General features: G+C 45.7%; 9 protein-coding genes. 5 read left to right on the top strand and 4 right to left on the bottom strand.

Translation table 11 applies throughout. The annotated features are described in order from the left end of the window. Positions 1-55 precede the first annotated feature (55 nt). Both I5M27_RS07610 and I5M27_RS07605 read right to left on the bottom strand, forming a co-directional pair. A complete protein-coding gene (locus tag I5M27_RS07610; RefSeq protein ID WP_200505604.1) occupies positions 56-2782 on the bottom strand; it encodes a DNA gyrase/topoisomerase IV subunit A in 2727 nt (908 codons plus the stop codon). Next, entirely contained in the window at positions 2775-4646 is a 1872-nt protein-coding gene (locus I5M27_RS07605; protein WP_200505603.1) for a DNA topoisomerase IV subunit B, read from the bottom strand. The genes I5M27_RS07610 and I5M27_RS07605 overlap by 8 nt, the downstream gene beginning before the upstream one ends. 329 nt (positions 4647-4975) lie before the next feature. On the opposite strand from I5M27_RS07605, the gene I5M27_RS07600 reads away from it, so the two are divergent. From I5M27_RS07600 to I5M27_RS07590, 3 genes are all read left to right on the top strand, one after another. Next, the gene (locus tag I5M27_RS07600) at positions 4976-6094 is read left to right on the top strand and encodes an AI-2E family transporter (protein ID WP_200505602.1); all 1119 of its coding nucleotides are present in this window, start codon (positions 4976-4978) and stop codon (positions 6092-6094) included. A 263-nt stretch (positions 6095-6357) separates the two neighbouring features. Next, positions 6358-6828: a ferritin-like domain-containing protein gene (locus I5M27_RS07595; protein WP_200505601.1), complete on the top strand. Its 471-nt coding sequence runs from the start codon at positions 6358-6360 to the stop codon at positions 6826-6828. 247 nt (positions 6829-7075) lie between these two features. Beyond that, positions 7076-8494, top strand: coding sequence for an exonuclease domain-containing protein (locus tag I5M27_RS07590; RefSeq protein WP_234462436.1), 1419 nt, complete (start codon positions 7076-7078; stop codon positions 8492-8494). Between the two features lie 324 nt (positions 8495-8818). On the opposite strand, the gene I5M27_RS07585 is transcribed toward I5M27_RS07590, so the two are convergent. Next, complete coding sequence (locus tag I5M27_RS07585) at positions 8819-10351, bottom strand: hypothetical protein (protein ID WP_200505600.1); 1533 nt, start codon at positions 10349-10351, stop codon at positions 8819-8821. 305 nt (positions 10352-10656) lie between these two features. Here I5M27_RS07585 and I5M27_RS07580 point away from each other — a divergent pair, with 305 nt between their 5' ends. Together I5M27_RS07580 and I5M27_RS07575 are read left to right on the top strand one after the other, a co-directional pair. Continuing rightward, positions 10657-12327 (top strand): formate--tetrahydrofolate ligase, encoded by a 1671-nt coding sequence (locus I5M27_RS07580; protein ID WP_200505599.1) that lies wholly within the window; start codon positions 10657-10659, stop codon positions 12325-12327. A gap of 305 nt (positions 12328-12632) precedes the next feature. Next, positions 12633-14222: a hypothetical protein gene (locus I5M27_RS07575; RefSeq protein ID WP_200505598.1), complete on the top strand. Its 1590-nt coding sequence runs from the start codon at positions 12633-12635 to the stop codon at positions 14220-14222. 294 nt (positions 14223-14516) lie between these two features. On the opposite strand, the gene I5M27_RS07570 is transcribed toward I5M27_RS07575, so the two are convergent. Then, positions 14517-15593, bottom strand: coding sequence for a DNA topoisomerase IB (locus tag I5M27_RS07570; RefSeq protein WP_200505597.1), 1077 nt, complete (start codon positions 15591-15593; stop codon positions 14517-14519). Between the last annotated feature and the right edge of the window lie 55 nt (positions 15594-15648).

The raw sequence follows: 15648 nt of genomic DNA, 5'->3' as shown, positions 1-15648 counted from the left end.
AATTTAAACAGGTCAGCTGAAAACGGTACGGATTTCACTAAAAAAACAACCGTTCTCAGAAGAGGTTCAGCTGTTTTTTCTTAGGCTTTACCTCAGGGTCTTTAGATGCTTCTACGCCATCTGTTTCAATCAGTTCTAAATCTAAATTTTCTTCAATTAATCCAGTTTTATTACTCGCTTCCGAAGGCAGTTTCACTTCTGCTGGTTTTGGCAAACGGGTTAGTTTACCGGGCTTTCCGGCTTTCGGTTCTTCTACTACCGGTTCCGGGGTTTTTACTATCACGTCCGAAACCTTGTAATAATTTAATTTATTACCAGTAGCCTTCCAGCCTTTAACATCGATGAACGCGCTGAGTAAAATACTTTCTGTTTCTTTCTCGCTTTTCTTTTCGCGCTGCATTTTGATTTCAACCTGCGGTGCCTCGTGTGTAGAAACTGCTACCATTTTCGAACCTTTGCTTTCGCTGATGAACGGGAAACGTTTACCAACCGTAGTGGTTTCGATCTTGAAGCGCTTCACGAAATAGATCTTGCTTTCGCCATCCATATGCACCACCGAAATAACCCGTTCCGGATCGAACTTCTGCAGAATTTCAATATTGGCTACATCGTAATGGTTCGTAATATCAAACGAAGTCAGTTCATAAGAACCGTCCTTGAAGATCACCAGGATCGTATCGTCGGTGTTAAATGAACCAAGGTAGCGGCCGCGGCTTTCGGTGTTTAAACGACCAATTACTTCATCGTAGTATATTTCTCTGCCACCCAAGGTGCTTTCGCCCAGGCTTTTCTGTACGATTTTCTTTACCGGATACTTCGTAACGATATTGCCCTGCGAGCCTTTTCCTTTGATCAGAAGCTCCGCAAAATCGAAATCGAAGATCTTGTTCCGGGCCGGTGCTGTTGGCGTAAGCGTTACGGTTACCACTTCCGATTCGGAGTTTGGGTTGGCCGTGAAATAATGTACTTTGGAGCCTTTGTTGCCTTTGGTCAGGTCGTATTCCTTATCGCGGGTAATGCCGGTTACGTTGAAACGCTTCGCCATTGAAAGGCCCGATTTGCCGTCTACATAGATCATATTATAGACCATGTGTTCGTCGTTCTTGTTGTAAACGCCCACGTAGATCAGGTCTTTGCCCATAAACACTTTGTCGGAGATCTTGCTTACCTGGAATTTGCCTTCTTTGGTGAACGCAATGATATCGTCCATGTCGGAACAATCACACACGAATTCGTCTTTCTTCAAACCATAACCCACGAAACCATCTTTGCGGTTCACGTACAGTTTCTGATTCGCAATGGCAACTTTCTGCGCGGTGATTACATCAAACGTCCGGATCTGGGTTTTCCGGTCGCGGCCGGCACCGTACTTCTTCAGTAAGTTCTCGAAATAGGCAATGGCATAGCGCGTCAGGTTGGCTAAATTATCTGCCACCTCAGCCATTTCATTTTCCAGGTTTCTAATAAATTCTTCGGCTTTAAATGCATCGTATTTCGAGATCCGCTTAATACGGATTTCGGTCAGGCGTACAATGTCATCCTGGGTAACTTCGCGGCGGAGTAATTTCTTGAACGGCTCCAGGCCGGAATCGATCTTCGCAATCACTTCTTCCCAGGTTGTAGCTTCTTCAATGTCGCGGTAAATACGATTCTCAATAAAGATCTTTTCCAGCGAAGACATGTGCCACTTCTCATCCAATTCAGCTTTGCGGATCTCCAGTTCCTGGCGCAGCAATTCCTGCGTTTTGAAAGTTGAAATGCGCAGCACGTCATCGACATTCATGAAATGCGGTTTGTCATCGATAATTACGCAGGTGTTCGGTGAAATAGCTACTTCGCAATCCGTGAAAGCATACAGTGCATCGATGGTCAGATCCGGGGAAACGCCCGCTGGTAAATGCACCTGGATCTCCACGTCTTTCGCCGTATTATCGACCACTTTTTTGATCTTGATCTTGTTGTTTTCGCTCGCTTTCACGATTGAATCCATCAGGGCTGTTGTGGTAGAGCCATAAGGCACATCGCGGATAATGAGCATGGTTTTATCCACCTTCTCGATCGTAGCGCGCACGCGGATTCTGGAACCGCGCAAACCACCGTTGTAGTTTGTAACGTCGATCATTCCACCCGTAGGGAAATCGGGCACAATTTGCGTCCGGCGGCCTTTCAGAATCTCAATAGAGCCTTTAATAAGTTCCTTGAAATTGTGGGGCATGATCTTCGTACTCAGACCTACCGCAATACCTTCCACGCCCTGCGCTAACAGCAAGGGAAATTTCACCGGCAAGGTAACCGGCTCGTTTTTCCGGCCATCGTAAGAAGCCTGCCAGATGGTAGTATCGTTATTGAACGCTACGTCTAAAGCAAACTTCGATAAGCGGGCTTCGATATAACGGGGTGCCGCAGCCGAGTCGCCGGTGCGCACATCACCCCAGTTTCCCTGCGTTTCAATTAACAGGTCTTTCTGGCCCAGGTTCACGATCGCATCGCCAATGGAAGCATCGCCGTGCGGGTGATACTGCATGGTCTGCCCGATCACGTTGGCAACCTTGTTAAAACGGCCATCGTCGATCACGCGCATAGCGTGCAGAATGCGGCGTTGCACCGGTTTTAAACCGTCTTCAATGGCTGGTACGGCCCGCTCCAGAATTACGTAGGAAGCATAATCCAGAAACCAGGTTTCATATAAGCCCGAAACGGGAATTACGTCGTGGATGACTTCCTCCGCTTCCAGGCTTTCAATATTGGATTCTTCGTTTTCCAGTTCGTTATCGTTAAGCATATACTTCTACTTCTTCTGCGTCCTCTACGAGGTCTTTTTCTATCTTTAAATTCTCAATAATAAACTGCTGGCGCTCCGGTGTGTTTTTACCCATGTAATAGGTCAGGATCTTCTGAATGCTCATTTCGTTTTTCAGAATTACCGGTTCCAGGCGAATGTTGTCACCAATGAACTTTCCGAACTCATCCGGCGAAATTTCCCCCAAGCCTTTAAAGCGCGTGATCTCCGGATTTTTGCCCAGTTTACGCATGGCTTGTTGTTTTTCGGTTTCGTTGTAGCAGTAAATGGTTTCCTTTTTATTTCTAACCCGGAAAAGCGGCGTTTCCAGAATAAACACGTGGCCGTTCTTTACCAGATCTGGGAAAAATTGCAGGAAAAAAGTAAGCAGCAGCAAACGAATGTGCATGCCATCTACGTCAGCATCGGTGGCAATCACCACGCGGTTGTAGCGCAGGTCTTCAATGCTTTCTTCAATATTCAAGGCGTGCTGCAGCAGGTTGAATTCTTCGTTTTCGTAAACCACCTTTTTCTTCAGCCCGAAGCAGTTCAGTGGCTTACCGCGCAAGGAAAATACCGCTTCCGTTTCCACGTTGCGGCTCTTGGTAATAGAACCTGAAGCCGAATCACCCTCGGTAATAAATAAGGTGGTCAGCAGCGCTTTTTCCGATTTATCAACGTCGAAATGCAGGCGGCAATCGCGGAGTTTTTTGTTGTGCAGGTTCGCTTTTTTCGCGCGCTGGTTAGCCAGTTTTTTAATACCGGCCATATCCTTGCGTTCGCGTTCGCTTTGCTCGATCCGGCGCTTTAAAGCATCGGCGGTCTGCGGATTTTTGTGCAGGAAATTATCGAGGTGTTCCTTCAGGAAATCAACCACAAAATTTCGCACCGTTGGCCCATCAGGACCGATATTTTGCGAACCCAGTTTGGTTTTGGTCTGGCTTTCGAAAACCGGTTCCTGCACGCGCACGGAAATAGCCCCAACAATAGAAGCCCGGATATCGGAAGCGTCGTAGTCTTTTTTATAGAATTCGCGTACCGTTTTCACAACGGCTTCGCGGAAAGCTGCCAGGTGCGTACCGCCCTGCGTGGTGTACTGGCCGTTTACGAAGGAATAATATTCTTCACCGTATTCGTTGCCGTGCGTAAGTGCCACTTCAATATCCTCGCCTTTCAGGTGAACGATCGGGTAGCGCTGGCTTTCTTCGTCAATTTTCCGGGCCAGAAGGTCTTTTAAACCATTTTCGGAATAATATTTCTGCCCGTTGAAATGGATGGTTAAACCGGCATTCAGGTAAACGTAATTCCAGATCAGGTTTTCCAGGTATTCCGGAATAAAATGGTAATTGCGGAAAATGGTATCGTCGGGCACAAACGTTACCAAAGTACCGTTGCGCTGCGAGGTTTCAATAATAGGAGAATCGATGGTCAGAACCCCTTGCTCAAATTCGGCGGTTTTCATCTGGCCTTCGCGTACCGACTGCACTTTGAAATAGCTGGAAAGTGCGTTGGCGGCTTTGGTACCCACCCCGTTCAGACCAACCGATTTCTGGAAGGCTTTGGAATCGTATTTACCGCCGGTGTTTATTTTGGAAACGCAATCGATCACTTTGCCCAGCGGAATGCCCCGGCCGTAATCGCGCACTACTACTTTATGATCGGAAACTTTAATTTCAATGGTTTTTCCGTTGCCCATCACGTATTCATCGATCGAGTTATCGATGATCTCTTTCACGAGGATGTAAATACCATCGTCGGTGGAAGAACCGTCGCCGAGCTTGCCGATGTACATACCCGGCCGGAGGCGGATGTGTTCCCGCCAGTCGAGGGAGCGTATGGAATCTTCGGTGTAATTAACTTCTGCCATTTATAGCGTATTTTTATTAAGAACTAAGATGTAAAATAACGAAATTCTGAGGACTTTCGCACGATTTAAAAACTAATATTTTTGGCAAAGGCTTGATCAAATGCCGGTTCACAAACTAAAAAACGGTAGCAAAACTGCCCGGAAAAGTGCCTGAGCTGCAAGTTTATAATTAACTAAATAAAAGCGCCCGAAGTTCAGAAAAAACCCGCAAATACCGCTTGTTTCAAAATATTTTAATCTTACTTTTGAAGCCTTAAACCCTAGCGTTTTACCCTTTATTCAGCCATTTTCTCAGAATCTGCGTTTAGGCTTCAGAACCTTATATTTTCATGGAATTAAAACTGCCCGGTTACCTTAAATACGTTTTTTTACTAATAGGATTAGCATTAACCATCTGGTTTCTGCAACTCTTTAAATCCGTGCTGGTTCCGATCCTGTTTTCGGCTTTATTATCTTTTCTGCTGTTGCCGCTTTGCCGCAGCCTCGAAAACTGGAAAGTGCCGCGCCCGCTGGCGATCCTGATCTGTATCATTACCATTATTGTGGTGCTGGGCGGCATTGTCTGGTTTTTATCGGCGCAACTTATGAGCTTTACCGATGAACTGACCAATATAACCACGAAACTAAGTGACCTGCTGATGCGCATTCAGCTTTTCCTGCAAAAGAAATTCGGAATTCAGCCGCGCAACAATGCCGATCTGATCCGCAGCAGTCTGGGCACTTTACAGGAACAAGGCACCAAAATTATTGGCAATACCATTTCGCTTACAACCGGCGCGCTTTCGGTTTTTGGCCTGATCCCGATCTATATTTTCTGTATGCTTTACTACCGTAACCACATGCGGCAGTTCATGTTCAAATTCATTTCTCCGAACAATCGTACGCACGTGATGAAAACCGTGGGCAGCATTCAGGGCGTGGTGGCCAGTTACATTACCGGGCTTATCACGGTTATTATTATCGTGTCCTTACTCAACTCGCTGGGCCTTTTGATCATGGGGGTGAAATATGCCTTTTTCTTCGGGGTTTTTGCCGCTATTCTTACCGTTATTCCTTACATCGGCATTCTGATCGGGGCTACTTTGCCGGCTTTGTTTACGCTGGTGGAAACCGGTTCGATAGTCGATGCGCTGATCGTAGTGGGGATTTTTGCTTTTGTACAGTTCCTGGAAGGTAATTTTATTACGCCTTATATTACCGGTTCCAAAGTAAGTATCAATCCCTTTGCCGCTATTGTGGCCCTGATCATTGGCGGCGAGATCTGGGGCGCGGTCGGCATGATCTTATCTATTCCGCTTATCGCGATCATTAAAGTTCTATTCGACGCTTACAACCCAACAGAGCCTTTTGGTTTTCTGCTCGGCGACATTACCAACCCGGATGACAAACCCGGTTTGTTCGATAATGTAGCCAACAAGATCAAGCAGTTTTTCACCAAAAAAGTATAGCGATTTTTTTAATGAGAGAGTTATTGAATGAGAGAATGAGAGAATGAACGAGTTAAAATTAAATGAATTAAAGGAGGAAATTGAAATGCTATACTTTTCACCGCAAAAACTCAAAAATTCTCTCATTCATCCATTCCCACATTCACTAATTCAATCATTCCTCCCGCCCCCGCAACCTCCGGATAAAGTTAAGAGTATATAATCACCTGTGATTCTGGCAGTACCAGAATGCGCAGCAATGTATCACTTAAAATTCTACAACTATGGAAAAGAGAAATGAAGCTTTAAAGATGATAAACGACCTGGTAGAAACCTGTAAAGACGGGGAAAAAGGGTATAAAACGGCTGCCGAAAATGTAGATAATCCGCAGTTAAAATCCGAATTAATGCGTTTTGCTCAGCAGCGCGCCGATTTCCGCAGCGAACTGGAAGGCCATGTACGCAGTTTTGGCGCATCTCCCGAAGATACCAGCTCCATTGGTGGCGCAGTAATGGAAGCTGCCGGCGCCGTGCACCGTGGCTGGATAAACCTGAAATCAGCCATTACCGGCCACGATAGTAAAGCTATTTTAAACGAGTGCGAAAACGGCGACGCGGCAGCCATAGAAACCTACGAAAAGGTGATGAAAAGCCCGGAAATTCCGGTAAACGTAAAAACCGTAATCCAGAAACAGCACGACGAAATTGAGGCGGCCAAAGCAGCCGTTTCTTCGCTGAAAAATACGGTAATGTAAGATTTGATTTTATAAATATTGAAAAGCAGCCTGGAAAACCGGGCTGCTTTTTTTTGGGTTCAGCCTTTCTTTGAATCAAACCTCACAATTTTTTCAATCCTGTGAGTTCTTGACTTTTTGGAGCCTAAACATACCATTTTCAAAGGGCAATCTCCTTTCTTTAGCAATAAGGCACTTTTCAAATCTTAATTCTGTTTCAAGGCAGCTATTTACCCGAAACGGGCTAAATTTTTTAGTTATCTTTGCCTTGAAACGCACCCAACTTCCTTTGTACGCCATAATTGATATTGAAACTACGGGCGGCCAGCCGGCGCAGGACCGTATTACGGAGATCGCCATTTTTATTCACGATGGCCACAAGATCACCGATAAGTTTCATACGCTCGTAAATCCGCAGCGCCCCATTCCCTATTTTATTTCCAACCTCACCGGCATTACCGACGACATGGTGAAGGATGCGCCCAAATTTCACGAAGTGGCGAAGGAAATCGTGCAGTTTACCGAAGGCAAAATTTTTGTAGCCCACAACGTGCGTTTCGATTATTCCTTCGTGAAAAAAGAATTTGCCGACCTGGGTTATACCTACCAGCGGAAAACGCTTTGCACCGTTCGTTTGAGCCGCAGCCTGATTCCCGGCTTGCCTTCTTATTCCCTGGGGAAACTTTGCAAAAGCATCGACATTCCGTTGGAATTGCGCCACCGCGCGATCGGCGACGCCGAAGCTACGGCCAAACTTTTCGATAAGCTGATCAAGCTGAACGAGAAAGCAGTTTCAGGGAGTGAAGATGTGGTTTCGGAAAGCCAGAAAGCGCTGAAGAATGAAGTAAAAACCTCGCTGCTGCCACCCAATATTAAAAAGGAACAGGTAGATGCGTTGCCAGATGCGCCGGGCGTTTATTACTTCCACGATGAAAAAGGCGAAGTGATTTATGTGGGCAAAAGCATCAATATCCGCAAGCGCATTATCCAGCATTTCAACATCGATTATAAAAGCAAGAAATCCATCGAATTCAAAAACCAGATCGCCGATATTACTTATGAATTAATGGGCAATGAACTGGTAGCGTTGCTATTCGAATCGGATGAAATAAAGCGGATGAAACCGTATTATAACCGGCAGCAACGCCGCAGCGTGTTCAATACGGGCATATTCGTGGAAACTGATAAGAACGGCTACAAACGCTTAAGCTACGGCCGCATTAACGACGAAAAAATTCCGCTCATTGCCTTGAGCAACCACTACAAAGCCAAAGGATTTTTATACCATGTAATTGGGAAATACCAGCTTTGTCAGAAACTATGCGATTTGTATAAATCCTCGGGTTCGTGTTTTGACTACCAGGTACACCAATGCAAAGGCGCTTGTATCGGCAAGGAAAGCCCGGAAAGTTATAACGAACGGGTGGATAAAGCGATCGAAGCCTTTTCGTATGAACACGAGAATTTTGTGATCATCGGGAAAGGGCGCGAAGCCGGCGAAAGATCTGTTATTGTGGTAGAGCACGGGCGTTATTTAGGCTTTGGGTTTGTAGACGAAACGTTCAGCGCCAGTAACCTTGAAGACTTCAAAAACGGCATTAAACGCTACAACGACAATAAAGACATTCAACAGATCATCCGGCAGCACATGCGCACCAAAAATGCCGATAAGGTGATTATATTTTAATGATTGAATCCGGGTATAATTGAATGAGAGCGTGGCAGAATTATTGAATTAGAAAATGTGAAATGTTCTGAATTTCGAGTTATATCTAAATAATAAAAAACGGTAGGCTTTTTCGTAAAAAAGCCTACCGTTTTTTATTTAAATGCGGACCTGAAAATATATGTGTATATAATGCGTAGAGAAAAGGCAATGCCTTGTTTCTGCGTTTTGGGTTTTTGGTTTACGTTTTTCAACAGTTTTTCATCCCGAAACCCTACCGTTTATTATTCTCACATTCTAAAAAGATTTCATTCAATCATTCTCGCATTCAATATTTCAATAATTCTAATTCAGCCGGTGCCGAAGCAGCCAGCCTTTTCCGTCGAATTCATTGGCTTTTGGCTGGTATAATTTCACTTTCAGTTTTTTGGTTTCAGAAATTTTGTTGCCGTCGCCGGAATCCAGGATATCGATGCGCTTATTTTTTTTCGATTTGTAAATAATTTCGTCTTCATCTTCCCCGTCGTAAATTTCCAGCTTTCTAAGTGGGTTGCCTTCGCCCAAAAATTCAAACGTATCTTCTTCGCCAAGGCCATAAATTTTCAGGCTCTTGGTTTCGTTCGGATAATAGGTACGGCTGTAAAGCAAAGTATCGGGCTTGCCTTTTTTACCTGGTTTCAGCATTTCTACCAGCAGGCTTTTTTTCGCGCCGGTTAACCGGAATATTTCACTTTCATCGCTGCCCGGCATTTCTACTTCTTTGGCTAAAATATGGTAATATCTTTCCGCTACTTTGGGTAACTGATCCCGCCGTTTTTTTAGGTTCTTTTCGAATTCTTTACCTGTAATTTTATAAATATTTTCCGGCCATTGGCGCACCGCGTTTTCAATAACCGCATCGGTTAAAGCTATTTTGAGGCTGTCGCCGATTTGCCTGAATTCTGCTTTGGTCAGATACAGCAACAGCGACCGGTCTAAAGGCTGCGCGGTTCTATTCAGACCTTTCAGGTTTTTAATATTAGGGCCGAAAGTCTGCATGTTGCGCGCATATAAACTAGCCAGCCAGGTAATTACCCCATCGTTAAATTTAAAAAAAGCGTGGTCGCGGTCCCGCGGAATGGGTTTGTAATAAGTACCGCCGTTGGGTAATTTATAAGTCGCCCATCGCCACTGGTCTTCGCGGCGGCTCCAATCGCCCAGGAACATATCGAAAAGCCGGGCGCGTAAAAAGGCGTGCGCATCTACCCGGTTATTGTTTTCTTTCACTAGTTGGGTAAAGGCTTTTTTAGAGCTTACCACTTCTTTCGAATTCCCGAAATCCGGGTTGTTTTCCCAGTTGCCTTCGGGTCTTTCTTCAACCATTACCAGCATATTGGCAAATTCCTGCTGAAATTCTCCTAAAACCGGATCGCTGGGCACCACGAAGAATTGCGGATTGGCATGAAAAACCCCGGCGGCGGCAGCAAGCGGCGGCACGATCATAGCTCCATATGGGTGAACAACGCTGGTCTGGTCGCGGATCACTTTGCCGATGATGGATTTTCTTTTTTCAGGCGAAAGCGTTTGGCTGGCATCTTTATCTACCGACCGGATCACGTATTCCCGGCCGTCAGGATTAAGCAGGCGCAGGTTTTTCGTTTGAAAGGAGCCGCCTTTTTCGGTTGGTTTCAGGCCTCCGGCATGGGTATTAAGATCAAGAAAAGGTACCCGAACAGGTTCTGCCCAAACCTTACGGTAGTGTGTACCCCAAAACAGCCGGTGAAAAAAACCACGATCATATTGTTTGCCGGCCACTACTACGGTATCGGGCGTGGCAGCAAAAACGGTAGGGAAAAAGCCTGCAAAAGTCAGTAAACAGGTAAAAAGGTATTTTTTCAAAAGCGTGCGGTAGGTTTACAATTAATTGTGTTTTTACGCAATTGAAATCAAAAGTTTGGCTTTAAATATTCTTTTTTTCGCATATTTTCTGGTATAAAAAGTGAAATAATGCCGAAACAGTGCCTGCTTGAGAATTTCCATGCCTCCCATTTCTTCGGGTAAACATCTGAATTATGATTTGTTATTCAGCAAGGCAGTAGTTTTTAAGCCGGAAACCCTACCGTTTTTCAGTACTTTTTATCTAAATTCACGCCGAAACGCATTTGTAAAATTCCGCATTCAACCTTTTTCTCAAACCTGAAATTATGAAATCTGATATAGAGCTGGCCCGCGAAACCAAGTTAAAACCCATTACCGAGATTGCGAAAAACCTGCAATTAAATCCCGATGATCTGATGCCGTATGGTAAGTTCAAAGCGAAAGTAAATTACGAGCTGATCTCGGAAGAAAAAATGCAGCTAAGCAACCTGATCCTGGTTACGGCCATTACGCCAACCAAAGCAGGAATCGGTAAAACTACCACCTCTATCAGCCTGGCGCAAGGGCTGGAACTTCTCGGTAAAAAAGCGGTGCTGGCTTTACGCGAACCTTCTTTAGGACCTTGTTTCGGCATGAAAGGCGGCGCAACCGGCGGCGGTTATTCGCAGGTGCTGCCCATGGATGAGATCAACCTTCATTTTACCGGCGATTTTCACGCGATAACGTCTGCCAACAACATGCTGGCTGCCCTGCTCGATAATTACATATACCACAACCGAGGCACCGATAAACCCCAACTCAAACAGGTGATCTGGAAACGGGTACTGGATGTGAACGACCGCAGCCTCCGCCAGATGGTTTCGGGTCTGGGCGGTTCAGCGAACGGCATTCCGGCGGAAACCGGATTTGATATTACCGCGGCTTCGGAAATCATGGCCATTTTGTGCTTAGCCAAAGACCTGGAAGACCTGGAAAACCGCATCAACAACATTTTGCTGGGTTACACGGTAGAGAATGCCCCCTTTTACGTGCGCGATCTGGGTGTAGGCGGTGCGATTACCGTGTTGCTGAAGGATGCTTTACACCCGAATTTAGTACAGACCATGGAAGGCGGCGCAGCTTTTGTGCATGGTGGACCGTTTGCCAATATTGCCCACGGTTGCAATTCGTTAATGGCTACGCGCATGGCGATGAGCACCGGCGATTACGTGATCACGGAAGCGGGTTTCGGAGCGGATCTGGGCGCAGAAAAATTCTTCGATATCAAGTGCCGGCTGGCTAACCTGAACCCGAAAGCGAGTGTGTTAGTTGTTACTTCGCAGGCCCTGAAAATGCACGGCGGCGTAGATGTGGCCGATATTTCCAAACCACATACCGAAGGCCTGGAAAACGGCTTGCTGAATGTGGGCGTGCACCTGAAAAACCTTCAGCAGTTCGGGCAATCGGTTGTGGTGGCGTTCAACCAATATCATTTCGATACCGAAGCGGAAATTGAGCTGGTGCGGAAATGGTGCGAAGGCCACGGTGCGGCGTTTGCTTTGAATAACGGCTTTACCCAGGGCGGAAAAGGCGCGATAGAACTGGCCGAAACGGTATTAAAAACGATCGAAAAAGTACCTTCAGCCAACGTAAAATTTGCCTACGCCCTGGAAGACAGCATTGAAGATAAGATCCGCAAAGTAGTGGTGAACGTTTATGGCGGAAAATTCATTTCCTTCAGCCCGAAAGCCAGCTTAATGCTGAAACGAATCAACCGTTTAGGTTTAAACAATCTACCCATTTGTATCGCCAAAACCCAGTATTCTTTCTCCGACAACCCAACCCACTTAGGCGTAGCCCGCGATTTCGAATTTAAAATTGCCGACTTAATTATTAATTCCGGAGCCGGATTTATTGTAGCCGTGGCCGGTGAAATGATGCGGATGCCGGGCCTGCCAAAATCACCACAAGCGGAACAGATTTTCCTGCAGAATGGCGAAATTGAAGGACTGAGTTAATGATTGAATATTTGAATGAGAGAGTAATTGAATGAGTGAGTAAATGGTTGAATTATGGAAATTTGAAATTAAGAATTCCCAAAACGGTAGTTTTTTGATCTGCAAAACTAAACCTTGCTGATTCTTCGGTCGGATACGCATTATTTTAAAATCCTTCATCTTTACATTCACTCATTCACTCATTCAATTAATCAATAAATCTCTCATTCTAATATTCAAACATGCAATCATTAAAATTTTCGCATATTATCTAAAACTTTCTGGCGGAATTCCGTTTAGGGAATGAAAACAACACCGGACTTTTAATGCCCAAATCCCTAGCGTTTTTCCTGCTTTCTCTCCTTTTTTGTTTTAGCTGCGCCCGAAAGAACTTTTATCAGCCATCTGCCCTAACGGATCCGGGGCAAAAGGCTGCCATTGCAGCCGGAAACACCCCCGACAGCGTAGTAGTTACAGTTGGCCGCCATTACAAAAAAGGATTTCTTCAGAACATATTTTTCGGCAAACATTACCGGGAGCTTTGGGCTACGCCCGTAAAATTGCCGGTTTACCATATGGCGGAAGAAAAAGGCGGCTTAAAACCGGTTTCTTTAGGCGGCGGTTTTCAGACTACCAGTTTAACGCTTAAAAATAAAGAGGACCGCATTTTTGTTCTCCGTTCGTTGGATAAGGATCCGCAGAAAACTCTGCCTAAGAGCCTGCGCGGCACATTCCTGGTAAACGTGCTCCGCGATCAGACTTCGGCAGCCAACCCTTTTGCACCGGTGGTTTTACCAGCGCTTTCGGAAGCGGCCGGCGTGTTCCATACCAATCCGCAATTGTTTTATGTGGCGGAAAATGACAGCAGCTTCGGCAAATTTGCTCCGCGCATTCTGGGCAAAGTAATGATGCTGGAGGAAAAGTTCGATGGTGAGGAAAATATTATTCCGGCTTTTGGCAACGCTACCAACCTGGTGGATAGCGAAAAATTATTGGAAAATCGTTTTAAGAAAAATAACCACCACTTCGATCAGCAGTTATTTGCCCGTTCGCGGTTATTCGATATTCTGATTGGCGACTGGGACCGGCATGAGGGTCAGTGGCAATGGGCCGTGTATGAAAATGGTGCCGAAAACCTATACAAACCTATTCCTAAAGACCGCGACCAGGCCTTTTACCGTTTCAACGATGGGATTATTACCTGGCTGGCTAGCAAAGCGCCGGTGCTGAAAAAATTCCAGACCTTTCATCACCATTACGGCAACTTATCGGGCTGGCTTTTTAATGCACAATTTATAGATGCCCGCGCCCTGAACGAAGTTACCCGCGAAGACTGGCTGCAACACGCCGAGACGATGAAAACTGCTTTGACCGATGCAGTAATTGAAGATGCGATCGCCAATTTCCCGAAGCCGGTCTACCAGAAACAAGGAGCAGAAACCATTGCCAGACTGAAAAGCCGCCGCGATAAGCTTCCGGATGCTGCCTTAAAGATCTATAAAATTCTGGCAAAAGAAGTAACCGTAGCCGGCTCCGATGAAAAAGAAAAATTTGTGGTAAAACGCCTGCCTTCCGGCGAAACATCGGTGGAAGTTTTCCGCGATGAAAAGAATTCCAACCGCCGGATCTATGCCCGGGTTTTTAAACCTTCGGAAACCAGGCGAATTATTTTACACGGCCTGGGAGGTAAAGATTCGTTCGAATTTTCCGGAGAGGCCGGCAAAGCCATAGAAGTAGCCGTTTATGGCGGCGAAGCTGAAGACGAACTTGAAGACGAATCGAAGGTGAAAGGCTGGGGAAAAACGATAAAAGTTTACGATACCAAACGCGGTATTGTAATGGAAAAAACCAGCGAAACTAAAAAACGCCTGAGCAGCGACGTAGCCGTCCACGCCTTCGACCGCGAAGGGTTATAATGTGCTGATTTATTGATGTGATAATTGTTTAATTTGATAAAGTGCTGGTTTGGAAGAATAAATAAGTTTATTAATGCATAATAAAAAGTAAAGGCCGGAAAGTTTTCCGGCCTTTACTTTTTCAGGTAAAAACAATAGCGTTTTAAATGCTATTAGGGAGTTTAATCAACCCGCATTTTTGGCCGTTTCTGGCGTAAGGGTTAAGCGCTAGCGTCAGCTGAGCCAGTAACAGCTCCACAAATAGTTTAAAAGTATCAGCTTATTCACTCATTCAATAATTCAAAAATCCGCAAATTAACTCTTCTCCATCGCTTTCAGAAGTTTTAAAACCAGTTTTTCGGTGCCACTCAGGTATTGATCGCCTTTGCCGGCATCATGCTTTTTCAGATAGGTGATTAGTTTATCTTCTTTAAAAAGATCTATTACCTGGGGATGCACGTAATACTTGCTGCACACGCTGGGCGTATTTCCCAGATCTTTGGCTACGCGCTTAAAAGCTTCTTTCACGGTTTTCTCTTTCTCCAGTTCCGGATTTTCCTGCAGCAGGTTTTCCAGGCAGGCTACCATGCGCACCGTGCCGCCCCAGGTCCGGAAATCTTTGGCCGAAAATTCGGTTTGGGTAATTTCTTTCAGGTATAAATTCAGGTCGCCGGATTCTAAGGTTTGCCGCTGGCCGTTCTCGTCGTAATACTGAAAAAGATCCTGACCCGGAATATCGCGGCATTTTTTTACAAGTTGCGCCAGCCGTTTGTCTTTTAAGGTAATGCTGTGCGTTACCCCTTTTTTGCCCACAAATTCAAACTTTATTTCCTGCCCGCTGATCTGCACATGCTTGTCGCGCAGCGTGGTAAGGCCGTAACTTTTATTCGACTTCGCATAATATTTATTCCCGATCCGGATCAGCGACTGATCCATTAAATTCAGGGCAATGGCCATAATTTTGCGGTGGTTCAAACCATGCGAACGGAGATCGGCCTCTATTTTTTTACGGATCTCGGGCAACTGGTTTCCAAACGCGATCATGCGGCCAAATTTAGTCTGGTTGCGGTATTGCTGCCATTGGGGGTGATAAATATATTGCTTACGGCCTTTGGCATCGCGGCCGGTTGCCTGCAAATGCCCGTTCGGCGAAGGGCAGATCCACACGTCGGACCAGGCGGGCGGAATTACCAGTTTTCGAATGCGTTCAAGCGCTTTTTCATCGGTTATGGGCTGACCTTTGGTATCGAGGTACATTATTTTTTTTCCTTTTTGCATCACAGTAATCCCGGCTTTGGTATCGGGCAGGAAACGCAGGCCGGCTCCGCTGGCAGAAAGCGTGGAGTCGGCGTAGAGATCATGAACATCGGTAGTTATGGTTTTCGGGGGCATGCAGAAACAGTAAGTTATTATCTCCTGAAACTCGCAGCTACCGCCAAAGGTTACC

It is taken from the genome of Adhaeribacter terrigena (assembly GCF_016623615.1).
Taxonomy (GTDB): domain Bacteria; phylum Bacteroidota; class Bacteroidia; order Cytophagales; family Hymenobacteraceae; genus Adhaeribacter_A; species Adhaeribacter_A terrigena.
This window is presented reverse-complemented; position numbering and strand designations above follow the sequence as displayed.